This is a genomic window from Oleiagrimonas sp. MCCC 1A03011, from assembly GCF_003267965.1.
Taxonomy (GTDB): domain Bacteria; phylum Pseudomonadota; class Gammaproteobacteria; order Xanthomonadales; family Rhodanobacteraceae; genus Oleiagrimonas; species Oleiagrimonas citrea.
Map to the genome: position 1 here is coordinate 1 of NZ_MSPY01000004.1, position 24,560 is coordinate 24,560.

General features: G+C 66.5%; 21 protein-coding genes, 1 tRNA gene and 1 pseudogene. 6 read left to right on the plus strand and 17 right to left on the minus strand.

Features of this window, described 5'->3' with window-relative positions:
• Positions 1-59: 59 nt before the first annotated feature.
• The 7 genes from BTJ49_RS09275 to murJ form a co-directional block, all read right to left on the minus strand.
• Positions 60-1,109, minus strand: a complete 1,050-nt coding sequence (locus BTJ49_RS09275; protein ID WP_113065124.1) for a site-specific integrase — start codon at positions 1,107-1,109, stop codon at positions 60-62.
• A 133-nt stretch (positions 1,110-1,242) separates the two neighbouring features.
• Positions 1,243-1,318 (minus strand) — tRNA-Thr (locus tag BTJ49_RS09280).
• Positions 1,319-1,396: 78 nt separating this feature from the next.
• Positions 1,397-2,341: a 4-hydroxy-3-methylbut-2-enyl diphosphate reductase gene (gene ispH, locus BTJ49_RS09285; RefSeq protein WP_113065125.1), complete on the minus strand. Its 945-nt coding sequence runs from the start codon at positions 2,339-2,341 to the stop codon at positions 1,397-1,399.
• Positions 2,342-2,451: 110 nt separating this feature from the next.
• Positions 2,452-2,952 (minus strand): signal peptidase II, encoded by a 501-nt coding sequence (gene lspA / locus BTJ49_RS09290; RefSeq protein ID WP_113065126.1) that lies wholly within the window; start codon positions 2,950-2,952, stop codon positions 2,452-2,454.
• 79 nt (positions 2,953-3,031) lie between these two features.
• Positions 3,032-5,896, minus strand: coding sequence for an isoleucine--tRNA ligase (gene ileS / locus BTJ49_RS09295; protein WP_113065127.1), 2,865 nt, complete (start codon positions 5,894-5,896; stop codon positions 3,032-3,034).
• Positions 5,897-6,033: 137 nt separating this feature from the next.
• Entirely contained in the window at positions 6,034-6,984 is a 951-nt protein-coding gene (locus BTJ49_RS09300) for a bifunctional riboflavin kinase/FAD synthetase (protein WP_113065128.1), read from the minus strand.
• 67 nt (positions 6,985-7,051) lie between these two features.
• Entirely contained in the window at positions 7,052-8,659 is a 1,608-nt protein-coding gene (gene murJ / locus BTJ49_RS09305) for a murein biosynthesis integral membrane protein MurJ (protein ID WP_113065129.1), read from the minus strand.
• 113 nt (positions 8,660-8,772) lie between these two features.
• On the opposite strand from murJ, the gene rpsT reads away from it, so the two are divergent.
• On the plus strand, positions 8,773-9,036 hold the full coding sequence (gene rpsT / locus BTJ49_RS09310; protein WP_113065130.1) for a 30S ribosomal protein S20: 264 nt from the start codon (positions 8,773-8,775) through the stop codon (positions 9,034-9,036).
• 98 nt (positions 9,037-9,134) lie between these two features.
• Here the strand turns inward: rpsT and cgtA are convergent, their stop codons facing one another.
• From cgtA to BTJ49_RS09330, 4 genes are all read right to left on the minus strand, one after another.
• Positions 9,135-10,220, minus strand: a complete 1,086-nt coding sequence (gene cgtA / locus BTJ49_RS09315; RefSeq protein WP_113065131.1) for an Obg family GTPase CgtA — start codon at positions 10,218-10,220, stop codon at positions 9,135-9,137.
• Between the two features lie 246 nt (positions 10,221-10,466).
• Positions 10,467-10,724: a 50S ribosomal protein L27 gene (gene rpmA, locus BTJ49_RS09320; protein ID WP_113065132.1), complete on the minus strand. Its 258-nt coding sequence runs from the start codon at positions 10,722-10,724 to the stop codon at positions 10,467-10,469.
• 15 nt (positions 10,725-10,739) lie between these two features.
• On the minus strand, positions 10,740-11,060 hold the full coding sequence (gene rplU / locus BTJ49_RS09325; protein ID WP_113065133.1) for a 50S ribosomal protein L21: 321 nt from the start codon (positions 11,058-11,060) through the stop codon (positions 10,740-10,742).
• A 176-nt stretch (positions 11,061-11,236) separates the two neighbouring features.
• Positions 11,237-11,755 carry a DUF2059 domain-containing protein gene (locus BTJ49_RS09330; RefSeq protein ID WP_113065134.1) on the minus strand — a complete coding sequence of 173 codons (519 nt, stop codon included), beginning with the start codon at positions 11,753-11,755 and terminating at the stop codon, positions 11,237-11,239.
• Positions 11,756-11,884: 129 nt separating this feature from the next.
• Between BTJ49_RS09330 and uvrA the strand changes: the two genes are divergently transcribed.
• The 4 genes from uvrA to BTJ49_RS09350 all read left to right on the plus strand — a co-directional run bounded on the left by uvrA (position 11,885) and on the right by BTJ49_RS09350 (position 17,542).
• Positions 11,885-14,776 carry an excinuclease ABC subunit UvrA gene (gene uvrA, locus BTJ49_RS09335; RefSeq protein ID WP_113065371.1) on the plus strand — a complete coding sequence of 964 codons (2,892 nt, stop codon included), beginning with the start codon at positions 11,885-11,887 and terminating at the stop codon, positions 14,774-14,776.
• Complete coding sequence (locus BTJ49_RS09340; protein WP_343125526.1) at positions 14,773-15,189, plus strand: thioesterase family protein; 417 nt, start codon at positions 14,773-14,775, stop codon at positions 15,187-15,189. Before uvrA ends, BTJ49_RS09340 begins: the two co-directional genes overlap by 4 nt.
• 123 nt (positions 15,190-15,312) lie before the next feature.
• Complete coding sequence (locus tag BTJ49_RS09345; protein WP_113065135.1) at positions 15,313-16,755, plus strand: DUF4139 domain-containing protein; 1,443 nt, start codon at positions 15,313-15,315, stop codon at positions 16,753-16,755.
• A 31-nt stretch (positions 16,756-16,786) separates the two neighbouring features.
• Positions 16,787-17,542: an enoyl-CoA hydratase/isomerase family protein gene (locus tag BTJ49_RS09350; RefSeq protein WP_113065136.1), complete on the plus strand. Its 756-nt coding sequence runs from the start codon at positions 16,787-16,789 to the stop codon at positions 17,540-17,542.
• A gap of 62 nt (positions 17,543-17,604) precedes the next feature.
• Here the strand turns inward: BTJ49_RS09350 and BTJ49_RS09355 are convergent, their stop codons facing one another.
• The 3 genes and pseudogenes from BTJ49_RS09355 to BTJ49_RS09370 all read right to left on the minus strand — a co-directional run bounded on the left by BTJ49_RS09355 (position 17,605) and on the right by BTJ49_RS09370 (position 20,010).
• A complete protein-coding gene (locus tag BTJ49_RS09355) occupies positions 17,605-18,453 on the minus strand; it encodes a sulfurtransferase (protein ID WP_113065137.1) in 849 nt (282 codons plus the stop codon).
• Positions 18,450-19,252 (minus strand): annotated as a pseudogene (locus BTJ49_RS09360) (CoA pyrophosphatase). Before BTJ49_RS09360 ends, BTJ49_RS09355 begins: the two are co-directional and overlap by 4 nt.
• Before the next feature lie 44 nt (positions 19,253-19,296).
• Entirely contained in the window at positions 19,297-20,010 is a 714-nt protein-coding gene (locus BTJ49_RS09370; protein WP_113065139.1) for an FKBP-type peptidyl-prolyl cis-trans isomerase, read from the minus strand.
• Positions 20,011-20,166: 156 nt separating this feature from the next.
• Between BTJ49_RS09370 and BTJ49_RS09375 the strand changes: the two genes are divergently transcribed.
• Positions 20,167-20,949, plus strand: coding sequence for an enoyl-CoA hydratase-related protein (locus BTJ49_RS09375; protein ID WP_113065140.1), 783 nt, complete (start codon positions 20,167-20,169; stop codon positions 20,947-20,949).
• Between the two features lie 27 nt (positions 20,950-20,976).
• Here the strand turns inward: BTJ49_RS09375 and BTJ49_RS09380 are convergent, their stop codons facing one another.
• The 3 genes from BTJ49_RS09380 to mutL all read right to left on the minus strand — a co-directional run bounded on the left by BTJ49_RS09380 (position 20,977) and on the right by mutL (position 24,530).
• Positions 20,977-21,594, minus strand: a complete 618-nt coding sequence (locus BTJ49_RS09380) for a class I SAM-dependent methyltransferase (protein WP_206098390.1) — start codon at positions 21,592-21,594, stop codon at positions 20,977-20,979.
• A 19-nt stretch (positions 21,595-21,613) separates the two neighbouring features.
• Positions 21,614-22,519: a DUF1684 domain-containing protein gene (locus BTJ49_RS09385; protein WP_113065141.1), complete on the minus strand. Its 906-nt coding sequence runs from the start codon at positions 22,517-22,519 to the stop codon at positions 21,614-21,616.
• A gap of 181 nt (positions 22,520-22,700) precedes the next feature.
• Complete coding sequence (mutL, locus tag BTJ49_RS09390) at positions 22,701-24,530, minus strand: DNA mismatch repair endonuclease MutL (RefSeq protein ID WP_113065142.1); 1,830 nt, start codon at positions 24,528-24,530, stop codon at positions 22,701-22,703.
• Positions 24,531-24,560: the final 30 nt, after the last annotated feature.

The window sequence follows — 24,560 nt, forward strand, 5'->3', positions numbered from 1 at the left end:
TTCATGGAACCTCCTGGTGGGTGAACCATGCCAGAAAGTTCTACTTTTGCGGTGTCTCGCTAGAGGGGAAGCTTACGGGTGTACCGCCTCAGCATCTGCATGGATTTGTGTCCGCTGATGGCAGCCACTTCCTGGTCGCTCAATCCCTGTTCGACAAAGCGACTGACAGCTTCGTGTCGCAGGTCATGAAAGTGGAGATCTTCCCGACCGATCTCGATACGGGCCGCTTCCCAGGCCTTCTTGAAGTTGTAGGGGCGGCGTACACCGTCCCTGCCCGGCTCGCCGAAAAACACCAACGCACAGCCCCTGTGTCGAGTTGGGTTGGCAAGAGCATCCTCCAACACACGGGTAGCGCGCCTCGAGAGGGGCACCGTCCTCGATGTGCGGTTCTTGGTGTCCCTGAGGCGCACCACACGCTTCCTGAGGTCCACCTGGTCCCGACGCAGCCCGAGTATCTCGGATGAGCGCATACCGGTCTCCACGGCGATCTGGACGATCCAGAGCGCCATGGGATTGGACTGCCTCGCCAAGGCGGCGAGTAGCGCCTCCTCTTCGCCCTTGGTGATCCGCTTGTCCCGGCCCTCGCTCGGCGAGGGCTTGCGTATGTTGGCTACCGGATTCTGATGCAGCCCGAGGCCCCACTCGCGGATGGCGGTGGTGAACAGATGACTCAGGAGCGCCAGTTCGAGCCGGACCGTCGAAGGGGACAGGGTCGGCGTGGGCTGCCCGGGCGCGGCCTTCCTGCGGGCATGCGGCGTGGCCAGGCGCATATCCCTGTACCTCGCCACGAGATCCGCATTGATGGCCGCCAGGGAGTACTTGCCGAAGTACTCCCTCAACGGCACGGACCGCTCGCGCTCGGTTCGTTGGGTCGCTGGACGCTTGGTCGGCGTGACTTCGCTCAGGTAGCGGTCCAGCACCGAGGCGAAAACTGTACGTTCGGAAGACCCACGCTCGATGAAAACGCCGCGAACCATTTCGTCTTCGGCTCGCCTGGCCCAGTCCTCGGCGTCACGCTTCGTGCGGAACGTCTTGGTCGTGGTGGGCCAGCCCTGCTTCCGTATGACGGCTTTCCAGTGCTTTGCCGGCGTTCGAACGATGGTCGCCATGCGAGCCTCCGCTGCGTTGAACTGTACCTAAATTGTACCTTTCACCCTCTCACGCCCCGCTTTGTCTAGCAAGGCCTGATGCTGCGGATTAGAAAAAAATAAAGGCCCACAATGACTTGCAGGCCTTTTCGGGTGGTGCCGTTGAGAGGAGTCGAACCTCCGACCTACTGATTACGAATCAGTTGCTCTACCAACTGAGCTACAACGGCAGCGGCAAAGAGGCGAAATTCTAGGCGGACCGGCGCGATGACGCAAGCCGGAATCGCACGAATCCACCTGTTTTCTTGCTATGCGCTGATCTGGCGCAGTTCGCGCGGCAGCGCGAACGTGATGCTCTCCGGCTCACCGTCCAGTTCCTGCACGCTGTCGCCGCCGTGCGAACGCAGCCAGGCGATGACTTCCTGTACCAGATTCTCGGGTGCCGAGGCGCCGGCAGTGACCCCGACGCGCGAGACACCCTCGAGCCAGGACAGCTCGATGTGCTCCGCGCCGTCGATCAGGTACGAGGGCGTGCCCTCCTTCTGGGCCAGCTCGCGCAGGCGATTGGAATTGGAGCTGTTGACCGATCCCACCACCAGCATCACATCGACGGCGTCGGCCAGCCGACGGACCGCATCCTGTCGATTCTGCGTGGCGTAGCAGATGTCGTCCTTGCGCGGCCCCTCGATGTCGGGGAAGCGCTCGCGCAGGGCGGCGATGATCGCCTTGGTGTCGTCGACCGACAGCGTCGTCTGCGTGACGTAGGCCAGGTTCCCGGGAGTCTTCGGCGCCAGCGCCTGCACATCGCCGACCGATTCCACCAGCAGGATCTCGCCGGTGTTGGCCGGATTCCACTGCCCCATGGTGCCCTCGACCTCGGGATGACCGGCGTGACCGATCAGCACCACGCTGCGCCCCTGCCGCCCCAGCCGCGCGACCTCCATGTGCACCTTGGTAACCAGCGGACAGGTCGCGTCGAACACCTTCAGCTTGCGCGCGTCGGCCTCCTCGCGCACGGCCTTGGACACGCCGTGCGCGCTGAAGATCACCGTGGCGTCGTCCGGCACTTCGTGCAGCTCGTCGACGAACACCGCGCCCTTGCGCTTGAGGTTGTCGACCACGTAGCGGTTGTGCACCACTTCGTGACGCACGTAGATCGGCGCGCCGTAGGATTCCAGCGCGCGTTCGACGATGGCGATGGCACGGTCCACGCCGGCGCAGAAGCCGCGTGGATTGGCGAGAAGAATGTCCATGAAACAACCTGGATCGTGATGGCCGATTGACGCCGCACACACCGGAACGGGCATGCCCTAGTGTACTGCAGCCACAGAGGGAGCCGGATGCGGCCGTTCAGCCTCGCGGACTATTTGGAGCGGTGCGCGGGACCGCCGAACATGCCGAAACCGATCAGCAGCACCGCCCCGACGAAGATCGACGAATCGGCCAGATTGAACGCGGGGTAGGCCCAGCGTCCGAAGTACAGCAGCACGAAATCCGTCACCTGCCCGGCATGCAGACGGTCGATGAGGTTGCCCAGCGCTCCGCCGATGATCAACGCCAGCGGCAGCGCCGTGCGCCAGTCGCGGCGCGGCGTGCGCGCCATCCACACCGCCAGCACGGCACTGATGACCAGCGCCAGCCCGGTGAAGAACCAGCGCTGCCAGCCGCTACCGTCGGCCAGGAAGCTGAAGGCCGCCCCCTTGTTGAAGGCCAGCGTCCAGTACCAGAACCCGGAAATCACCGGCACCTGCTGGCCAGGATGGATGCTGGAAAGCACCCAGTACTTGCTCAGCTGGTCGAGCACGATGACCGCGGCGGTCAGCCACAGCCAGCTCAGCGCATTGGGTTTGGGCAGTTTGCTCATCGCCTGTCCTGCATGGTCCTTGCGTCACGGGCACGCACTGCACGCCCGCATCGTTTCATCCGTTCACTTCGTGCACTGGTCAGAACCAGCGCCGCTCCTCGCCGCCGGCGTCCACGTTCTGCACGCAGCGCCCGCACAATTCCGGATGCTCCGCGTGGCTGCCGACGTCCTCGCGGTGGTGCCAGCAGCGCACGCACTTCGCGGCCGTGCTCGGCGCAGCCGCCACCCAGGCCTCACCCTCGTCCAGCTCCACGCGCACGGCGCCCTCGCCGCGCGCATCCAGCGCCGCCAGCTTGACGTCCGAGGTGATGAAGAAGAAACGCAGCTCCTTGGCCATGTCCGCGTAGCGATCCAGTAGATCGGCATCCAGATACAGCGTGATCTCGGCCTGCAGCGAAGCGCCGATGTCACCGGCCTTGCGCATGCCTTCGAGCACGCGCGAGGCGGTCTCGCGAATATCCAGCAGGTCGCTCCAGAAGCGGCGCTGCTCGGCACTGCCCTGCTCCGCCGCCAGACTGTCGTACCAGGTCTCGAACAGCACGCTCTCGCCGCGCTCGCCCGGCATGTGCTGCCACACTTCCTCGGCCGTGAAGCTGAGTACCGGTGCCAGCCAGCGCACCAGCGCCTCGAGGATGCGGTACATCGCGCTCTGCGCCGAACGGCGGCCCAGGCTGTCGGCCTGCATGGTGTACAGGCGGTCCTTGGTCATGTCCAGGTACAGCGCGCCCATCTCGTTGGTACAGAAATTCTGCACGCGCTGCACGATCTCCGGGAAATCGCAGCGCTCGTAGGCGCCGGTCACGGCCTGCTGCACGTCGTGCGCCACCTGCAGCGCCCACTGATCCAGTGGCAGGCACTGCGTCACCGGCAGCAGATCGTGCTTCGGATCGAAGCCGGCCAGGTTGCCGAGCAGGAAGCGGCAGGTGTTGCGGATACGGCGGTAGCTGTCGGCGACGCGCTTGAAGATCTCGTCGGAGACGGCCATCTCGTTGCGGTAGTCGGCCGCGGCCACCCACAGGCGCAGGATGTCGGCGCCGAGCGAGTCAGACACCTTCTGCGGCGCCACAACGTTCCTCTGCGATTTGGACATCTTGCGGCCGTTCTGGTCGACCGTGAAACCGTGCGTGAGCACCAAGTCGTACGGCGCACGACCGTGCATCGCCGCCGAGGTCAGCAGCGAGGACTGGAACCAGCCGCGATGCTGATCCGAGCCTTCCAGATACATGACGCGGTATTCCTCGGCATCGCCGGCCTGCAACTCGGGCCGCTGGTCGATCACGCAGGCGTGGGTGACGCCGGAATCGAACCACACGTCGAGCACGTCCGTGACTTTCTCGTACTCGCTCGCCTCGTCGCCCAGCAACTCGGCCGGATCGAGCGTATCCCACATGTCGATGCCGTCCTTTTCGACACGCTGCGCGACCTGCTCCAGCAGTTCGATGCTGTCCGGATGCGGTTCCTGCGTCTGCTTGTGCACGAACAAGGCGATCGGCACGCCCCAGGTGCGCTGGCGCGAGATGCACCAGTCGGGACGGCCCTCGACCATGCCGGCGATGCGCTCCTGACCCCAGGACGGCACCCAGCGCACGCCCTTGATGGCGGTCAGCGCGGTGTCGCGCAGACCTTCCTTGTCCATGCTGATGAACCACTGCGGCGTGGCACGGAACGCCACGGGCGTCTTGTGCCGCCAGCAATGCGGATAGCTGTGCTCGATCTCGACGAAGGCCAGCAGCTTGCCGCGTTCGCGCAGCAGCTCGACGATGCCCGCATTGGCCTTCCAGATGTGCTGCCCCTCGAACAACGGCGTGCCCGGCAGGTACACGCCGCGCGCGTCGACCGGGTTCAGCACGTTGGCCGGGTAGCGGTCGACCAGACCGTAGCGGCGCGAGACGCTGAAGTCGTCGGCACCGTGGCCGGGGGCGGTATGCACCGCACCGGTGCCGTCCTCGGCCGACACATGGTCGCCGAGGATGACGGGGATCTCGCGCTCGTAGAACGGATGCGCCAGCAGCTGATTCTCCAGTTGCGCGCCGTTCGCCCGGCCGAGGATCGTCACAGACTCGACGCCATAGCGGGTCGCGACCGATTCGGCCAGCGCCTCGGCGACGGCCAGCAGCACGCGACGGCCGTCACGAGCCGCGCCCTCGATCAGCACGTAGTCCAGCTCGGGACCGACGCTGACCGCCAGACTGGCCGGCAGCGTCCACGGCGTGGTGGTCCAGATCGGCATGGCGACGATGGCATCGCCCGATTCGACGCCGAACAGCGCAGCGAAGCCCTTCGGGTCCAGCGCATCGTAGGCCACGTCGATGGCCGGCGAGCGCTTGTCGGCGTATTCGATCTCGGCCTCGGCCAGTGCCGAGCCGCAGTCGAAGCACCAGTGCACCGGCTTGAAGCCCCGCACCACGTGATCGTTGCCGTAGATGCGCGCCAGCGCGCGCAACATGTCCGCCTCGAAGCGGAAGTCCATGCTGCGGTACGGCTTGTCCCAGTCGCCCAGCACACCCAGACGCTTGAAGCCCTCGCGCTGCTGATCGACCTGCTCGGCCGCGTACTCGCGGCACTTCTGGCGGAAGGCGGCGGCATTGAGCTTGTCACCCGGCTTACCGTGCTTCTTCTCGACTGCGATCTCGATGGGCAGGCCGTGGCAGTCCCAGCCCGGCACGTACGGCGCTCGGTAGCCGGCCAGCAGATGCGACTTGACCACAATGTCCTTGAGCACCTTGTTGACGGCGTGACCGATGTGAATCGCGCCGTTGGCGTACGGCGGGCCGTCGTGCAGCACGAACACGCGCTTGCGATCCGCGGTGTGCTGCTGGATCTGCGCGTAGCGGTCGACCTTCGCCCATTCGTCCAGCCAGGCCGGCTCGCGCTTGGGCAGGTTGCCGCGCATCGGGAAGTCCGTCTGCGGCAGATGGATGGTGCTCTTATAGTCCTTGCTCATCGACAACTCGAATCCGGGTCGGTGTGATTTGTGCTCAATCAGGGCAGATTCCTGCATCGTCGACAACGGACAATGTGGAATAAACGAAACGGCATCTTTGACGACGCGCCTGCGCAAGGCAAGCCCGATCGTGGGTTTCAGGCTCCTTCGACCGGCGCGATGCCGAGCGCGGCACGTGCCGCGGCGGCGTCGCGATCCATCTGCACGACCAGCGCATCGAGGTCGTCGAACTTCTCCTCGTCGCGCAGGTGCGTCACAAACTCGACGCGGATGCGATGCCCGTAGATCTCCTCGTCGAAGTCGAACAGATGCGCCTCCAGCAACGGTTGCGGCAGGCGGTTCACGGTCGGTCGCACGCCCAGACTGGCCACGCCCGGCAAGCCGGAGCGGCCATCGGGCAGATCCACGCGAACCGCGAAGATGCCCTGCAACGGCGTCACACGCCGGCCCAGCGGCACGTTCGCCGTCGGATATCCGAGCGTGCGGCCCAGCTTCTCGCCCTCGACCACATGCCCGCTCATCGCGAACGAGCGACCCAGAAGCCGCCCGGCGTGGGCGAAATCGCCGTCCGCCAGCGCCTTGCGAATTGCGCTCGAGGAAACCTGCAGGCCGTCGATCTGCTGCACCGGCATGGCCCGCGCCGCAAAGCCGTGCTCCGCACCCATGCGCTCGAGCAGCGCGAAATCGCCGCCGCGCTTGTGTCCGAAGCGGAAATCGCCGCCGACCCAGACTTCGCGCGCGGCCACGCGCCGCACCAGCACGTCCCGCACGAACTGCTCGGCCGGCATCGCCGTCAACGCCCGGTTGAAGCGCAGCAGCAGCACACGATCCATGCCCGCATCCCGCAGCCCCTCCAGCTTCTCGCGCATCGAGGCCAGGCGCGGCACCGGCTCGGGCGAGAAGAACGCGCGCGGCAGCGGCTCGAAGCTGATCGCCACGGCCTCCACGCCGAGCGCATCCGCACGCTCGCGCACGCGCGCGAGCAGCGCGCGATGGCCGCGATGCAGCCCGTCGAACGCGCCAACGGTGACGACACTGCCGCCCGGGGCCACGCACGGCCCGGCGACATCCCGGTGATGCTCAGTCATCGAGCCAGTATAGCGGCCCTGTCCAGCCCGGCGCATGCCGGAACCGCGCCCGGAAATGATTCGCCCCTCATGCACCGCGCAGGTCGCGCAGACGGAAGCCCGCCACGAACAGGCTTCCCGCGTAGGCCGCCGCGCCCGCCGCGACCAGCGCCGCCAGATGCCAGATACGCATCCAGGACGACTCAGTCGTCCACCCGGCCCAGTGTTCGCGCCCCAGCCACAACACCACTCCCATGACCGCGCAGGCGAACACCACGCGCCCCAGATGCCGCAGCCAGCCCGGCTGACGCTGGAAGACTCCCGCGCGACGCAAGCCGCGCCAGAGCAGCGCCAACTGGATGTAGCTCGACAACGCACTGGCGATACCCAGCGCCATGTGCAGGCCCGGCACCTGCGCGATGCCATCAAGCCAGCTGCCCTGCTTCAGGCTCACCGGCGCCCACCACTGGTACAGCACGGCAATGAACGTCAGCGCGAACGCCATGTTGGCGACCAGCACCACCACACTGATGCGCATCGGCGTGCGCGTGTCCTGGCGCGAATAGAACGCCGGCAGCATCACCTTGACCAGCGCGAACGCCGGCAGTCCGGACACGAAGGCCATGATCGACAGCGTCGCCATATGGGTGTCGAAGGCGTTGAACTTGCCGTGCTGGAACAGCGTCGCGATCAGCGGCATGGCCAGCAACAGCAAGGCCAGCATCGCAGGGAGCGCAATCAGCAGGGCGATGCGCAGCCCCCAGTCCAGCGAGCGCGAGTAGCCATCGCCGTCCTTGTCGACGAAATGACGCGAAAGCGCCGGCAGGATCACCGTTCCCAGCGCCACGCCGAACACACCCAGCGGCAACTCCAGGAAGCGCGTGGACAGCGACAGCCAGCTCTGCGAGCCGGTCAGCAGAAACGAGGCGATCACCGTGTCCAGCAGCAGATTGACCTGGTAGATCGACGAGCTGAACAGCGTCGGCAGCATCAGCCGCATGATCTTGCGCACGTCGGGATGCCCCCAGCCCCAACGTGGCCGCACCAGCAGACCGATCCGGCGCAGCGAGGGCACCAGGAACGCCAACTGGACCACGCCGCCGGCCATCACCGCCCAGCCCATCGCCATGATCGGCACCTGCAGCCGCGGCGCCAGCCACACCGCACCGGCGATCATGCACAGATTCAGCAGCACCGGCGCGAAGGCCGGCATGGCGAACCGGTCGAAGCTGTTCAGCGCGCCCGCCACCATGGCTGTCATCGACACGAACCACAGGAACGGAAACGTCAGCCGCAGCAGATCGATGGTCAGGTCCAGCTTGTGCGGCTGGTCGATCGAACCCGGCGCGAACAGCGCGGCCACCTGCGGCGCGAAGAACATGCCCAGCGCGGTCACCACCAACAGCACGCCGCCCAGCGTGCCCGACACGCGCCGAACAAGGGCCTGCAGATCCTCGTGCGAACGGGTTTCCTTGATTTCGGTGAACACCGGCACGAAGGCCGTCGAGAACGAGCCCTCGGCGAACAGCCGGCGCATGAAATTGGGAATGCGGAACGCCACCCAGAACGCATCCGTGGCCGCATTGGCGCCGAAAGCCGTGTTGATGGCGATGTCGCGGATCAGGCCGAATACGCGCGACAGCATGGTCACGCTGCTGAACGAGAGCACGCCACGCAACAGACTATGCTTTTTCATGCCAGCAGCTCCCCTGCCGCGCACACGGAAGTAGCCACCAAGCCATTGACGGCACTATAATCTCGCCCCATAATTAGCGTCTTTTTCCACGCCAACAGATTCGGAGTCATCCCTTGGCCAACATCAAGTCCGCAAAGAAGCGCGCGCGTCAGTCCGAGCAGTCGCGTATGCGCAACGCCAGCGCGCGCTCCATGATGCGCACTGCCCTGAAGAAGGTCGTCAAGGCGATCGAAGCCAACGACAAGGCGGCTGCGACCGAAGCGTTCCAGAACGCCGCGCCGCTGCTGGATCGCTACGCCTCGCGTGGCCTGATCCACAAGAACAAGGCCGCTCGCCACAAGAGCCGCCTGAACGCGAAGATCCACGCTCTGGGCTGATTCAGCCTTCAGCACGCGTGCGAAAAAGCCGGCTTGCGCCGGCTTTTTTGTTGCCCGGCGCACGGGCAGAATCTGACGACCACGCACCGAAACCAGGCTCACGAACGCGGCTCCGCACCACCCTCGCCGCGCATGCGCACATCATCGCGCGCCTCGGCGGCCTCGCGCTCCTGCTCGCGCCGTGCATCGAAAAAGCGCTGCGCCTGCAGGCAGACCTCACGCGTGCCTTCGCGACCCACGGCGGAAATCAGGAACCACGGCTGCGTCCAGCCCAGCGCATCGACGATCTCCTGCGCACGGGCCGCGCGCTCGTCCTCCGGCAACAGGTCGGCCTTGTTCAGCACCAGCCAGCGCGGGCGCTGCAGCAACTCGGGATCGAACTGCTCCAGCTCGGCCTCGATGGCGCGCACCTGCTCCACCGGGTCGCTGCCATCCATCGGCGCCATGTCGACCAGATGCAGCAGCAGGCTCGTGCGCGCCACGTGACGCAGGAACTGCATGCCCAGCCCCGCACCCTCGGCCGCGCCCTCGATCAGGCCGGGAATGTCAGCCACCACGAAGCTGCGGTCGGCCTCGACGCGCACCACACCCAGCCCGGGATGCAGGGTCGTGAACGGGTAGTCGGCCACGCGCGGCGTCGCCGCGGAGACGGCGCGAATGAAGGTCGACTTGCCGGCATTGGGGAAGCCCAGCAGGCCGACGTCGGCCAGCAGCTTCAGCTCCATCTTCAGCTCGCGCTCGTCGCCCACGGTTCCCGGCGTGGACTGCCGCGGCGCCCGGTTGACCGAGCTCTTGAAATGCATGTTGCCGAGGCCGCCCTTGCCACCCTGCGCGACCAGCAGGCGCTGCTCGTGCGTGGTCAGATCGCCGATGACCTCGTCGGTCTCGACGTTGGTGACGACGGTGCCGACCGGCACACGCACGACGATGTCCTCGCCGCCCTTGCCGTACATCTGGCTGCCCATGCCGTCCTGGCCGCGCGGCGCCTTGAACACGCGCTGATGGCGGAAGTCGATCAGCGTGTTCAGGCCTTCATCGGCCTCCAGCCACACCGAGCCGCCACGGCCGCCATCGCCGCCGTCTGGACCGCCGAAGGGAATGTACTTCTCCCGGCGGAAGCTGACGCAGCCGTTGCCGCCGTTGCCGGCCTTGACCCGAATTTTGACTTCATCGACGAATTTCATTGGACGGCTGGGAATGCTCAATCGGGAAAGGGGAATCCGCCGACATGCGCCACGGAACCGAATGCACAAGCTTCGATCATAGGGCACACGTGACGCGAACACATCGGGACCGCGGAACTGTTCGGAAGCCGGTGCTCGCGAAGCCGGTCTCGCCGACTCCCCGCCACTCATGCTCCTCGCAGGACCTGCAAACAAAAGCCCCGCGCATGGCGGGGCTCTGTCGCGTCGATGGCGATGTCCGGGCAATCAGCCCTGGACGACGCTCACGAACTTGCGATTCTTCTCGCCGCGGGTCTTGAACTCGACCTTGCCGTCGACCAGCGCGAACAGCGTGTGGTCGCGGCCCAGGCCGACGCCGGTGCCGGCGTGGAACTTGGTGCCACGCTGACGCACGATGATGTTGCCGGCCTCGACTGCCTGGCCGCCGTAGATCTTCACGCCCAGGTATTTCGGGTTGGAGTCGCGGCCGTTACGGCTGGAACCTACGCCCTTTTTATGTGCCATGGTGTCTGACTCCTCTTACTTCGAGCCGCCGGCGATGCCGGTGATCTCGATTTCGGTGTAATACTGACGGTGGCCCTGCTGCTTCATGTGGTGCTTGCGGCGGCGGAACTTGATGATACGGACCTTCTTGCCACGGCCGTGCGAAAGAACCTTCGCGCTGACCTTGGCGCCGTCAATGACCGGCGCGCCGACCGTCACGTTCTCGCCTTCGCCGACCAGCAGGACCTGGTCGAATTCGATGGTGCTGTCCACTTCGGCGTCGAGCTTCTCCACGCGCAGGTATTCGCCCTGCATCACGCGGTACTGCTTGCCGCCGGTCTTGATGACTGCGTACATGATGGGATCCTTCTGTAGTTTTTCTTCCGGGGTCTCGCGGATCGCTTTGCCCCGTTTGGTTGGTTTCGCGTCTTGCGCGAACCCGCGATTCTAGCGTTTCACCACATTCGCGCGCAAGCCCCTGATTCCCGTGGGCATGTCGTCCGCCGCCCAGGGACGACGGACGACGCCGCGGGTCACTTGCCGGTCTTGGCGTCCGGCTTGGTCGCCGGGCACTTGCCGTCGGCGGAGATGGTGCCGTCCTTCTTCAGCTGGGCGACCATCGCCTGCATGCGATTCTTGCCCCAGGACTGGCCGATCTGCATGGATTCGCGCATGGTCTCGGGCATCTCGTGGATGACCTTCTGGCCCAGCGGGGTGCGGTAGAACTTCAGCAGACCGGTCATGTCGCTCTGCGTGAAGTGCTTCTGGTAGACCGGCACCAGCTTGTTGATCATGTCCTGCTCGGCCTTCGGACCGGCAAAATCCTGCCAGTAGCTGGCCGGCACGCAGGGCAGCGCCTGTTCCATGAACGAGGCCATGCGGCTGTTCATCTGCTCCATCATGCCGTGCATCATCTTGCCGCTGCCGGTGACTTCCAGCAGCTGGCGCACCTGCGCGGCCGTGGCCTGCTTGGGCTGGGCCTGGGCCACGCCGGCCGTCGCGAGGGAAAGGATCAGGGCGGCGGCCATGCCGGACGCGGAAAAGGCTTTCATGCGGTCTCTCCATTGAGTGAATTCGGCTGCATCGTCGCAGAACGTGCGACGACATCGCGTTGATATAGTACCGGTTCGGCCGCATCTCCGGTGTCGGCCATCACCTACTCCACCTTTCCGGAACACCGCATGAGTCCCATCCGCATTCGCGGTGCGCGCACGCACAACCTGAAAAACCTGGATCTGGACCTGCCTCGCGACAAACTGATCGTGATCACCGGTCTGTCCGGTTCGGGCAAGTCCTCACTGGCTTTCGACACCGTGTATGCCGAAGGCCAGCGTCGCTATGTCGAGTCGCTGTCGGCATACGCACGGCAGTTCCTGTCGATGATGGAGAAGCCCGATGTCGACAGCATCGAGGGCCTGTCGCCGGCAATTTCCATCGAACAGAAGGCGACCTCGCACAACCCGCGCTCGACCGTCGGCACCATCACCGAGGTGCACGACTATCTGCGCCTGCTGTTCGCCCGCGTCGGCAGCCCGCGCTGCCCGGACCACGGCACGCCGTTGGAGGCGCAGACCGTGAGCCAGATGGTCGACGCCACCCTGGCACTGGACACCGGCAAACGCTGGATGCTGCTGGCGCCAGTGATCCGCGAGCGCAAGGGCGAGCACGCGCAGATCTTCGAGCAGCTGCGCGCCCAGGGCTTCGTGCGCGCCCGCGTCGACGGCCACGTCCACGATCTGGACAGCGTGCCGCCGCTGGAACTGCGCAAGAAGCACACCATCGAGGCGGTGATCGACCGCTTCCGCCCGCGCGAGGAACTCAAGCAGCGCCTGGCCGAATCGTTCGAGACCGCGCTGCGCCTGGGCGACGGCCTGGCCATCGTCGCCGATCTGGACGACCCCAAGGCCGACGAGCACCTGTTCTCCTCGCGCTACGCCTGCCCGATCTGCGACTACGCCCTGCCCGAGCTGGAACCGCGCCTGTTCTCGTTCAATTCGCCGATCGGCGCCTGCCCGGCCTGTGACGGCCTGGGCGTGAACCAGGTGTTCGATGCCGCGCGCGTGGTGCGCCACCCCGAGCTGTCGCTGGCCGGCGGCGCGGTGCGCGGCTGGGATCGCCGCAATGCGCACTACTTCCAGCTGATCCTGTCGCTGGCCAAGCACTACGGCTTCGACGTCGACACGCCCTGGAGCGAACTGCCGAAGAAGGTGCAGGACGCCGTCATGCATGGCTCCGGCGGCGAGTCCATCGCCTTCCGCTACCTCACCGAGCGCGGCGGCAAGGTCACCCGCGAGCACGCTTTCGAAGGCATCCTGCCGAACCTGGAGCGCCGCTACCGCGAGACCGAATCCTCGGCCGTGCGCGAGGAGCTGTCGCGCTACATCGCCGAGAAACCCTGCGCCGAATGCGGCGGTCAGCGTCTGAACCGCTCCGCGCGCAACGTGTTCGTCGACGAACGCACGCTGCCCGAGATCGGCGCCGATTCCATCGAGGCCGCCGAACACTTCTTCGACCAACTGAAACTGGACGGCTGGCGCGGCGAGATCGCGACCAAGATCGTCAAGGAAATCCGCGAGCGCCTGAAGTTCCTGGTCGACGTCGGCCTGGACTACCTGACCCTGGACCGCAAGGCCGACTCGCTGTCCGGCGGCGAAGCCCAGCGCATCCGCCTGGCCAGCCAGATCGGCGCCGGCCTGGTTGGCGTGATGTACGTGCTCGACGAGCCCTCCATCGGCCTGCACCAGCGCGACAACGAACGCCTGCTCGGCACGCTGACGCGCCTGCGCGATCTGGGCAATACCGTGATCGTGGTCGAGCACGACGAGGACGCCATCCGCGCCGCCGACCACATCCTCGACATCGGACCGGGTGCCGGCGTGCACGGCGGCGAGATCGTCGCCGAGGGTCAGCTCGAGGACGTGCTCGCATCCGAGCGGTCCGTGACCGGTCAGTTCCTCTCCGGACAGCGCGCCATCGAAGTGCCCGAACAGCGGCGGCAACCGGATGACGAACTGTGGATGCGCCTGCGCGGCGCGTCCGGCAACAACCTGCAGAAGGTCGATCTGGACATCCCCGCCGGGCTGTTCACCTGCGTCACCGGCGTGTCCGGCTCGGGCAAGTCGACACTGATCAACGACACCCTGTTCCGCCTCGTCGCCGCCGAACTCAACGGCGCCAGCACCGAACCGGCGCCGTACGAAAGCGTCGAGGGGCTGGACCTGTTCGACAAGGTGGTCGACATCGACCAGTCGCCGATCGGCCGCACGCCGCGTTCCAACCCGGCCACCTACACAGGCCTGTTCACGCCGCTGCGCGAACTGTTCGCGCAGGTGCCCGAATCACGCGCGCGCGGCTACAAACCGGGCCGCTTCAGCTTCAACGTACGCGGCGGCCGCTGCGAGGCCTGCCAGGGCGACGGCCTGATCAAGGTCGAGATGCACTTCCTTCCCGACGTCTACGTGCCCTGCGACGTCTGCCACGGCAAGCGCTACAACCGCGAGACGCTGGAGATCCTCTACAAGGGCCACACCATCGCCGACGTGCTGGAGATGACCGTCGAGGATGCCCTGGAGCTGTTCGAGCCGGTGCCGGTGATCGCGCGCAAGCTGCAGACGCTGCGCGCGGTAGGCCTCGATTACATCAAGCTGGGCCAGAGCGCGACGACGCTGTCGGGCGGCGAAGCGCAGCGCGTGAAGCTGTCGCGCGAGCTGTCCAAGCGCGACACCGGACGCACCCTGTACATCCTCGACGAGCCGACCACCGGCCTGCACTTCCACGACATCGAGCAGCTGCTAGACGTGCTGCACCAGCTGGTCGACAACGGCAGCACGGTGGTGGTGATCGAGCATAACCTGGATGTCATCAAGACCGCCGACTGGATCGTCGACCTCGGCCCCGAGGGCGGCGCCGGCGGCGGACGCATCATTGCCGACGGTACGCCCGAGGACGTCGCCGCGAACAAGGCCTCGCACACGGGCCGCTTCCTCAAGCCGTACCTGAAGAAAGCGCCCGCGGCGAAGAAGACCGCGAAGAAAGCCGCAAAGAATACCGCAAAGCCACGGAAACGCGCATGACCGAAGCCACCCCCACCCCGCTGTTCACCGCCCCGATCGAAGTGCGCTGGCGCGACCTGGACGCCTTCAACCACGTCAACAACGCGATGTACCTGACCTACCTGGAGCAGGCGCGCCTGGACTGGCTGCGGCACATCCCCGGCAACTGGATGAACGACCACGCCAAACCGGTGATGGCGGCCAGCGAACTGAACTACCGCGCGCCGATCCACTGGCCGGCCAAGGTCGAGATTCAGCTGTTCTGCGAACGCGTGGGCAACAGCTCGATGACCCTTGGACACCGCATCGTCGACGGCGAGGACCAACGCCTGTACTGCGACGGGCGTGTCACACTGGTATGGATCGATCCCGCCAAGGGCACTTCGGTGGCGCTGCCCGACGCCCTCCGCAAGGCGGTCGAGAATCCTGCCTGAGAACACCTCGATCCGCGCGGCCCGCAGCGCCGCGCCCGGAGCCTGCGGACCCGCCCATCGGCACACCCCCGATTCAGCCCGGCCCGCTATGATGGGCGCCGGTCCACATCGGAGGTTGCCATCATGCATCGCGCCCTGCTCTCGCTGGCTCTGGCCGGCGTGCTCGTCACCCCCGTCGCGCTGGCCGCAAACGGCCCGGACATCACGCTCTACCGCAGCAACGACAATAACCTCTTCCAGGCCGGGCAGAACGCCGTCAACAGCGGGTACGCCGTCGTCCGCGAACAACGCAACATCGGCTACGCCAAGGGCACGCAGGATCTTGCCATCGGCAATCTGCCCAGCTACATCGAGCCGGAAGCCGTCACTCTGAGCTTCGGTTCCGGCCACGTGAAAGTGCTGTCCCAGCGCCTGCTGCTCGCGCAGGGCCACAACGGTGCGCTGATCGGCCAGATTGGCAAGCGTGTCACCGTGATCGGCGACAACGGACAAACCCTGGTGCAGGGGCAACTGGAAAGCGTCGGCGAGGATGGAAGCCTGGTCATCGGCGGCGATGTGTTCGGCCCGACCGTGGTCCGGCAGTACAGCGCGGTCAAACTGCTCAACGGCGAGATCGGCGGCGGCTCGCGCCTGATCGTGCGCACCCAGGCCGACGACGATGGTCACAGCGACGCCGTACTGACCTACCCCACTCACGGCCTCGGCTGGCGCGCCGCCTACACCGCGACCCTGCAGTCCGGCAACAGCTGCCGCATGCGCCTGCGTGCGCAGGCCAGCATCGCCAACCGCAGCGGACGCGACTGGGACGATGCCGACATCAAGCTGATCGCCGGCCAGCCGAACATCGGAAACAACCGCTATATCGGACCACGCCCGGCCATGATGAGTGCCCGCGCCAAGGAAGCACCCATGCCGCAGCAGGGCACGCTGGACGCCTACCGTACCTTCACGCTTCCCGGCGCTGTCGATTTGCCCGACAACAGCGTCACCCTGACACCGCTCTACGCGCCCCGCATGATCGATTGCGAGCGCACCTGGACGTTCGAGAACGGCAATGCCTGGACGCCTTCGCGACCGATGACCAACCCCTCGATAGGCGCGGGCACCACCGAGGGAAGTATTCTCAGCGTGCTGCAATTCCAGGCACCCGACACCCTCCCCGAAGGGCACATGCGCGTCCTGACCGCCGACAAAGACGGCGCTCTGGAATTCATCGGCGAAGGCACCGTGGCCGACACGCCCAAGCACGCGCAGGTACGCCTGACACTCGGCTCGGCATTCGATCTGCGCGCGAAGCGCGAGCGCACCTCGTTCGAGTATTCGAAGTCCCAGCGACGCATCGACGAAAGCTTCCACGTCACCCTGACTAACACCGGCGACCACGCCCGCACTGTCAGCGTGATCGAACATCCCAATCGCTGGACGCAATGGACGCTGACTTCGTCGAGCGAGAAGCCCGCGCGGCAGACGCCGGACACGCTCGAATTCCGTGTCGACGTGCCCGCCAACGGCACCGCGACGCTGGACTACGCCGTGCGCTTCCAATGGACATCGGCGGACGACTGAACGCATCCGCCGGCCCTTTCAGGAGAACGACATGCTCGACATCACCACTCGCGAAGGCGTCACCGAACTTCGCCTCAACCGACCGCCCGTGAACGCGCTTGACCCGGCCCTGGTCACGCGCCTGCGGACCGGCATCGAGGAGGCCGTGGCCGAAGGCGCGCAGGGTCTGCTTCTCACCGGCAACCAGGGCATGTTCTCGGCCGGTCTCGACGTGCCGACCCTGCTGACGCTGGACCGCGATGGCATGCGTGCGTTCTGGCGTGAATTCTTCGCCCTGTGCGCGACGCTCGCGCGCCTGCCGATTCCGTCGGTCGCGGCGATCTCCGGCCACAGCCCAGCCGGCGGCGCGGTGCTGGCGCTGTTCTGCGACTACCGCGTGATGGCGCGCGGCCCATTCCGCATCGGCCTCAACGAAGTGCAGGTCGGCCTGACCGTACCCGACTGCATCCAGTTGGCGCTTCGCCGCGTGGTCGGCGCCTATCGCGCCGAACGCCTGCTGGTGGCGGGAACCATGCTGACTGCCGAGGAGGCCCTGGCCTGCGGTTTCGTCGACGAACTGACGCCGGTCGAAGAGGTCACGGTACGCGCACAGCATTGGATGCACGAACTGCTGGCGTTGCCGCAGCAAGCCATGCGCAGCACCCGCGCCCTGGCCCGCGCCGACCTGGCCGATGCCTTCGCCGACCTCGACGCCCTGCCGGTCGAGGATTTTCTCGACGGCTGGTTCAGCGAGGAAACGCAGGGCGTGATGAAGGCGCTGGTCGCGCAACTGAAGAGCAAGAAATAAGTCGCCGACAGCAAGGGCGGCGGCACATGCCTCGGCCGCCCCGACTGCTTAGATCCGAGGTCTCACGCTTCGTCTTTCGCCACCGGCCGCTCGGGATCGCTGACCCAGCCGCTCCACGACGGCGTGTAAAGCCGCGCACCGGACAGACCCGCGTGCTCCATCGCCAGCAGATTGTGGCAGGCGGTCACGCCGGAGCCGCACATATGCACGACCCGCTCGGGCGACACGCCCTGCAGCAGCTGTTCGAACTCTGCACGCAGGGCCTCGGGAGCGCGAAAACGGCCTTCTTCGTCCAGATTGCCAGCGAACGGACGATTGACCGCGCCCGGCACATGTCCGGCAACGCGGTCGAGCGGCTCGGTCTCACCGCGATAGCGCGACGCGGCGCGCGCGTCGACCAGGGTCACGCTGCCCGCGTCCAGTGCTTTTCGCAGCGCACGGGTCTCCATGTATGCCTGCGGATCGAATTGCAGCCGAACCTCGGTCGGCGTCACTTCGACCAGCCCCGTCTCCAGCGCGCCACCGGCTTCGCGCCACGCGGCCAGACCGCCATCCAGCACCGACGCCGACGCGCCGATGCTGCGCATCATCCACCACAACCTTCCCGCGATCGCGCCACCGGCCGTGTCGTAGGCGACCACGGTCCGCTGCGACGTCCAGCCCCAGCGTCCCAGCGTGCGCGCAAAGGCGTCCGGATCGGGCAAGGGGTGCCGGCCGAGTCCCTGCGGAATCTTGCCCAGGTCGGAAAGATCCTCGTCCAGACTGGCGTAGATCGCGCCGGGAAGATGGCCCTGCAGATAATCGCGCCGCCCCTGCTCCGGATCGGACAGCTCGAAGCGGCAGTCTACGATCAGCAGATCCTCGCCGGCACGGTCCATCAGGGTACGGGCATCGATCAACGGTCGGTTCATGGCTGGATTCCCATGCGGTCGAGCAGATTGGTCAACATGGCGGCGGTCGCGCCCCAGATGCGGTGCGGACCGTAGTGGAATTCCGCCATCTCGCGCTGATGTCCGCGGTACTGCATGGTGTAGCGGCACAGATTCGCGGGGTCGAGCAGAAATGCCAACGGCACCTCGAATACTTCGTCGACTTCGCCGGGCTCGGGCCGCCAAGGCGGTCGCTGCGCCGAAACCATCGCCACCACCGGAGTCACGGCAAAGCCGCTGACGGTCTCGAAGCAGTCGAGAAATCCGACCGGCTCGACATGGTGCCGCGGCAAGCCGATTTCTTCCTCGGTCTCGCGCAGCGCGGCATCGACCACATCCGTGTCGGTATCGTCGACACGGCCGCCAGGAAAGGCCACCTGGCCCGCGTGACGCGCCAGATGCTGCGTCCGGCGCGTCAGCACCACCCTGGGTTCCTCGACATCGAGTATCGGCACCAGCACCGCGGCAGGCGTCAGCGGCGCATCACCGATCAGATCGCGCATCATGGCGTGATTCCAGCCCGGCAGGCGCGGCGGAGCGGCCAGCGGCAGCAGCGCCTCGCGCCATTCGTTAGTCTGTGTGCGCATCATGCGGGCCAACGCTTGGGCAACTCCTCGCGCATCAGCCGCAGACGTTCGGTCTGGGACATCGTTCCCCAGCGCATGATCTCGTCGACGCTGCGCTTGCAGCCGACGCAGAACCCGGCCTCGTCCAGCCGACACACCTTCACGCAGGGGGTCAGCGGTTCACTTTCGTCGAGGAGTCGTGCTTGGAAAACCATCCCGACATGCTAGCGCAGTTGCGCATCGCGCAGGCGTGCGCCGTTCACTTCACGCCCAGCAGTTCGATCTCGAACACCAGCACCTCGTTCGGACCGATACGCGGCAGCTGCCCCCGCGCGCCATAGGCCTGATTGGGCGGAATCCAGACCTTCCACTTGCCGCCCACGCGCATGCGCGGCAGCACGTCCTTCCAGCCCGGAAGCATGCGCTTGACCGGAAACGTCACCGGGCGGCCGTGCGCATAGGAGCTGTCGAACTCCATGCCGTCGATGAGCGCGCCGCGGTAGTTGGCGACCACCGTGCTGCCCAGCGACGGATGCGCTCCGTTGCCCTTGCGCAGAATCTTGTACTGCACGCCCGACGGCAGCGTGACCACCCCGTCTTGCGTGCGATTCTGCGCCATGAAGCGACGGGCTTCGGCCGCGTTGGCCACGGCCTGCTTGTGGAAACCCTCCTCGGCACGCTTGTGCAGCTGCTGGCCGAGCAGATTCAGCTGCTCGCGCATCTGCGCGGCAGGCACTTTGGGCGCGCGACCGGCATACGCGTCGCGCAGCGCGCGCACCAGCGTGTCGATGTCGAACGTGCGCTTGCCCTGGGCCACTCGCGTACCGATCTGATAGCCCACCGCATACGATGCCTTGGTCCGGTCGAGACCGGCGGCCGGCTTGGACGACTGCGCTTTCTGCGCACCCCCGCCCTGCGCCCACGCCAGAGCCGGCGTGGCGAGCAGTGCAATCAGGGCAAGACGTGGATTCATCGATGCATTCGCCTCGGGCGTTTCATTCCGCCCACCATGGTAAGCCATGCGTATCGCCACCCGCATGCGCAGGACAACGACTCTCTGTTCAGATCACCATGGCGGGCGGATGGTTCCCCGCTGGTACCATGCGCCTTTTCTCCACGGAGTCCGCACATGGCCTACCGCAACCTGCTCACCCGCGACGACGGCGCTGTCCGCACCATCACGGTCAACCGTCCCGACAAGCTCAACGCGCTCAATCTCGACACGCTGAACGAGCTGACCCTGGCCTTCAGCCAGGCCGCGCACGACAGCAGCATCCGCGCGGTTGTGCTGACTGGCGCCGGCGACAAGGCCTTCGTGGCTGGCGCCGACATCGCCGAGATGAACACCTACACGCCGACCCAGGCGCTGTCATTCTCCCGCGTCGGCCAGGCCTTGATGCTGACCATCGAACGTCTCGGCAAGCCCGTCATCGCGCGCATTCCCGGCTACGCGCTGGGCGGCGGCATGGAACTGGCGATGGCCTGCCATCTGCGCATCGCCTCCGCCAAGGCGAAGTTCGGCCAGCCGGAGATCAATCTCGGCCTGATTCCGGGCTTCGGTGGCACGCAGCGCCTGCTGCGCCTGGCCGGACGCGGCGCGGCGCTGGAACTGTGCCTGACGGGCAAGCAGATCGACGCCGCCCGCGCGCATGCCCTGGGCGTGGTGACCGACGTGGTCGAACCGGAACAGCTGGACGACGTCGTGAAGGACCTCGCCGAGCAGCTGGCCGCGAGCGCGCCGCGCGCCGCGGCGGGCATCCTCGACGCCGTGCTCAGCGGCGGCGAGTGCGCCATCGAACAGGGGCTGGACTACGAAAGCCAGGGCTTCGCGCTGTGCTTCGCCACCGAAGACATGCGCGAAGGCACCAGCGCCTTCCTGGAACGCCGCAAGCCCGCATTCAAGGGCCGCTGAACATCACCGACGGCATCGCGCGCCGCGTCAGGTTTCCAGGGCATCCAACCGGCGCGCGAGCCAAATCGTCAGTCCGCCGCACGAAGTATCTTCGGGGCAATGATCCACCACCTCGAAGCCGTGCTCATGCAGCAGCGCGCGGTAGGCCTCGGTATCCAGGCTGGCGTGGTACAGCGGCTCGCCACGGAACGTTCCCATCGCCACGCCGTGCTCTGTGCCGCTGGTGAACATCAGCGGCGCACCGGGCGCGGCATGGCGGGCGAACACCGCGAACATGGCGCGCTGATCCTCGTGCGCGAGATGAAAGAAGCTGTTCCAAGCCAGCACGCCATCGAAGCGGCGCGCGAGATCCAGGCCGCGCATGTCGGCCTGCACCCAGGTCTGCGTCGGCAAGCGCGCTCGGCTCAACGCGACCATCGCCGCGCCATCCACGCCGGTCACGGCGCGGCCCTGCTCGACCAGATACGCCGCCACCGGCTCGCCGCAACCGCAGCCCAGGTCGAGCACCTCGCCCGACGCCGGCACCATCTCCAGGAAACGATCCATCCAGCTACGCTCGTCGAAATGCGTGCGCAGACGGTCGCTTTGCCAGGCCGCCGCGTGGCGCTGGTACAGGTCGAGAATGCGGTCGGCGTCCTTATTCACGGCGACGGCGCGCGGCGGCTCAGCCCTCGCCGCCCTTGTAGACCTTCTCGCCGGCCGTGACGCGGAAACCGAGCCGGTTCTCCGGCGGTGCCAGCGGACAGGTCGCGTACGGCGTGAAGGCGCACGGCGGGTTGTAGGCCTTGTTGAAGTCGATCACGACGTGGCCGTCCTTCGGCTTGTCGATGTACAGGAAGCGCGCCGCGCCGTAGGTCTCCTTGCCGCTGGTGGCGTCGGCGAAGACCAGGAAGTACTGGCTGTCGCCCGGCACTTCGATCACCGGATACAACGTGTAATCGTGACCCTGGTAAGTGAATTCGGCCTTGCCCGGCACCGGAAAGGTATCCACCGCGCCGATCTCGTTGCCCATCTTCAGCGTGTGCGGTTTGGTGTACGGCACCCACTTGGCCACGATGCGCAGCGACGGGTCGACCGGGAAATGATCGATGCCGGCGAAATGCGTGCGCGTGGGCGATTCGCTGTCCTTCACGCGAAGACCCTTCCGGCCGTTGCGCGCGATCAGGTAGAACTCGGTGGTGCCGAAACGCACGACGGTCGGCTTGTCGTGGCTGTCGTCCAGCAGCGTGGCGCGGCGTTCGTGCTTGCCGTCGATGGTGGCGTGCGCGTCCGGCGCCAGCTCGATCGTCACCGTGCCGTCCTTGCGCCAGTCCACCGTACCCAGATGCGCAGGCGCCGTATCGATGACAATGGCGTTGTCCTTGGCGCTGCCGACTGTATTGGCGCCCTGCTCCAGCCACGGCAGTCCGATCAGGCTGAGCCAGCCGTACGGTGCAGTCAGCCGCTCCACGCGCTGCGTGCGCCAGTGTTCGATCTGCTGGGTGTAGGACGAGACGTCGGCGGCTTGCACGGTGGCGACTCCGGAAAGAGCGATGAGGAAGACAGCGAGAAGCGGACTGGCGCGAAACATGGACGATCTCCGAGAACGACTTCCGAAAAATGGACTCCGTCGCAGGGTGCCCGACGGCGCATGGGACGTATACGAAATGTACGTCATGAGCTTATTGCCAACATGCCGAAAAGCATTCCCGCCCTCTTTCGTATACACAACGCGATGCCTTTCGCGAAACCCTTGAATGCCGACCGCCGACTCAGCGGCCACGGTTGAACAGACGGTCCAGTTCGTGCATGCCGAGCTGCACCCAGGTCGGGCGTCCGTGGTTGCACTGGCCGGAACGCTCGGTGGCCTCCATGTCGCGCAGCAGCGCGTTCATCTCGGCCACGGTCAGGCGGCGACCGGCGCGCACGGAACCGTGGCAGGCCATGGTCGACAGCAGCTCGTTCTCCAGCTCTTCCAGACGGCGGGAGCTGCCGTGCTGGGCCAGTTCGCCGAGTACGTCGCGGGTCAGCTGGGCCACGTCCGCACCTTCCAGCAGCGCGGGAATGCGGCGCACGGTGATCTGGTTCGGGCCGCTGCGGGAGAGTTCCAGCCCCCAGCCGGCCAGCGCTTCGGCGTGCTCCTCGGCCGCCTCGGCCTCGCGCGCGGAGACCGCCAGCGCCAGCGGCACCAGCAGCATCTGCGTGCGCAGACCGCTACCGCTGCGCGCGTTCTTCATGCGCTCGTAGGTGATGCGTTCGTGCGCGGCGTGCATATCGACCAGCACCAGCCCGTGCGCGTTCTCGGCCAGCACGAAGATGCTCTTGAGCTGCGCCAGCGCGTAGCCGAGCGGCGGAATGTCCGCCTCGTCCGCCGACTCCGGCAGACCGCGCTGCGGCGCGTCGCCGACCAGCGCCTGATAGTCGGCCAGCGGCGCATCGCGCACGCCCAGCGACAGACCGGCCTGACTGCGCCAGACACCGCCATTGTGCGACCCGCCACCACCTCCACCGAACATCGCGGGCGAGGCGGCAGGAGCCGTGCCTTCGGGCGAGGACTGCGTTCCGGCCAGCGGGGCGACCGGCTGCGAAGTGATACTGCCCGCGCGCGTCTCCGACAGCGCCTCGTGCAGCGTACGGAACAGGAAATCGTGCACCAGCCGCTGCTCGCGAAAGCGCACCTCGCTCTTGGCCGGATGCACGTTGACGTCGACGCCGGCCGGGTCCAGTTCCAGAAACAGCACGAACGCCGGATGACGGCCGTGGAACAGCACGTCCGCATAGGCCTGGCGCACGGCATGCGCGACCACCTTGTCGCGCACCATGCGGCCGTTGACGTAGAAATACTGCTGATCGGCCTGGCTGCGCGCCGCCGTGGGCAGACCGACCCAGCCGGACAAGCGCATGCCCGCCGCCTGATGATCGATGCGCAGACTGGCCTCGGTGAAGCCCTCGCCCAGCACTTCGCCCACGCGCGCCAGTGCCGCGCGCTCGTCGTTCGCCGGACGCAGCATGCGCACTTGCCGGCCGTTGTGGCTGAGGCGGAATTCGACGTCCTCGTGCACCAGCGACAGCGTCTTCAGCAGTTCGTCGATGCGGCCGAACTCGGTGCGTTCGGTACGCAGGAACTTGCGCCGTGCCGGCACGTTGTAGAACAGGTCGCGCACGTCGACGCTGCTGCCCGGCGGATGCGGTGCGGGGCGCGAGTCGCCGATCGCGCCGCCGTCGACCTCGACACGGAACGCGGCTTCGGCGTCGCGCGGCCGCGAAGTCAGCGTGAAGCGCGACACCGAGGCGATCGAGGCCAGCGCCTCGCCACGGAACCCCATGGTGGCGACGTGCTCGAGATCGTCGAAGCTGCCGATCTTGCTGGTCGCGTGCGAGGCCACCGCCAGCGGCAGCTGCTCCGGGGCGATGCCGCCGCCGTCGTCGCGCACGCAGATGCGCCGTGCGCCACCGGCCTCGATCTCCACTTCGATGCGGTGCGCGCCGGCATCGAGGCTGTTCTCGACCAGCTCCTTGACCACCGATGCCGGTCGCTCGATGACCTCGCCGGCGGCGATCTGGTTGATGAGTTCGGGTGGAAGCGGACGGATATCGGACATGACGGACTCGCGGCTACGAGTCGCCAAGGA

What these genes read in the sequence shown, in the direction of transcription:
- BTJ49_RS09275 (WP_113065124.1), bottom strand. Translation starts at nt 1,109, where the DNA reads ATGGCGACCATCGTTCGAACGCCGGCAAAGCACTGGAAAGCCGTCATA.
- ispH (WP_113065125.1), bottom strand. Translation starts at nt 2,341, where the DNA reads ATGGACATTCTTCTCGCCAATCCACGCGGCTTCTGCGCCGGCGTGGAC.
- lspA (WP_113065126.1), bottom strand. Translation starts at nt 2,952, where the DNA reads ATGAGCAAACTGCCCAAACCCAATGCGCTGAGCTGGCTGTGGCTGACC.
- ileS (WP_113065127.1), bottom strand. Translation starts at nt 5,896, where the DNA reads ATGAGCAAGGACTATAAGAGCACCATCCATCTGCCGCAGACGGACTTC.
- BTJ49_RS09300 (WP_113065128.1), bottom strand. Translation starts at nt 6,984, where the DNA reads ATGACTGAGCATCACCGGGATGTCGCCGGGCCGTGCGTGGCCCCGGGC.
- murJ (WP_113065129.1), bottom strand. Translation starts at nt 8,659, where the DNA reads ATGAAAAAGCATAGTCTGTTGCGTGGCGTGCTCTCGTTCAGCAGCGTG.
- cgtA (WP_113065131.1), bottom strand. Translation starts at nt 10,220, where the DNA reads ATGAAATTCGTCGATGAAGTCAAAATTCGGGTCAAGGCCGGCAACGGC.
- rpmA (WP_113065132.1), bottom strand. Translation starts at nt 10,724, where the DNA reads ATGGCACATAAAAAGGGCGTAGGTTCCAGCCGTAACGGCCGCGACTCC.
- rplU (WP_113065133.1), bottom strand. Translation starts at nt 11,060, where the DNA reads ATGTACGCAGTCATCAAGACCGGCGGCAAGCAGTACCGCGTGATGCAG.
- BTJ49_RS09330 (WP_113065134.1), bottom strand. Translation starts at nt 11,755, where the DNA reads ATGAAAGCCTTTTCCGCGTCCGGCATGGCCGCCGCCCTGATCCTTTCC.
- uvrA (WP_113065371.1), top strand. Translation starts at nt 11,885, where the DNA reads ATGAGTCCCATCCGCATTCGCGGTGCGCGCACGCACAACCTGAAAAAC.
- BTJ49_RS09340 (WP_343125526.1), top strand. Translation starts at nt 14,773, where the DNA reads ATGACCGAAGCCACCCCCACCCCGCTGTTCACCGCCCCGATCGAAGTG.
- BTJ49_RS09345 (WP_113065135.1), top strand. Translation starts at nt 15,313, where the DNA reads ATGCATCGCGCCCTGCTCTCGCTGGCTCTGGCCGGCGTGCTCGTCACC.
- BTJ49_RS09350 (WP_113065136.1), top strand. Translation starts at nt 16,787, where the DNA reads ATGCTCGACATCACCACTCGCGAAGGCGTCACCGAACTTCGCCTCAAC.
- BTJ49_RS09355 (WP_113065137.1), bottom strand. Translation starts at nt 18,453, where the DNA reads ATGAACCGACCGTTGATCGATGCCCGTACCCTGATGGACCGTGCCGGC.
- BTJ49_RS09370 (WP_113065139.1), bottom strand. Translation starts at nt 20,010, where the DNA reads ATGAATCCACGTCTTGCCCTGATTGCACTGCTCGCCACGCCGGCTCTG.
- BTJ49_RS09375 (WP_113065140.1), top strand. Translation starts at nt 20,167, where the DNA reads ATGGCCTACCGCAACCTGCTCACCCGCGACGACGGCGCTGTCCGCACC.
- BTJ49_RS09385 (WP_113065141.1), bottom strand. Translation starts at nt 22,519, where the DNA reads ATGTTTCGCGCCAGTCCGCTTCTCGCTGTCTTCCTCATCGCTCTTTCC.
- mutL (WP_113065142.1), bottom strand. Translation starts at nt 24,530, where the DNA reads ATGTCCGATATCCGTCCGCTTCCACCCGAACTCATCAACCAGATCGCC.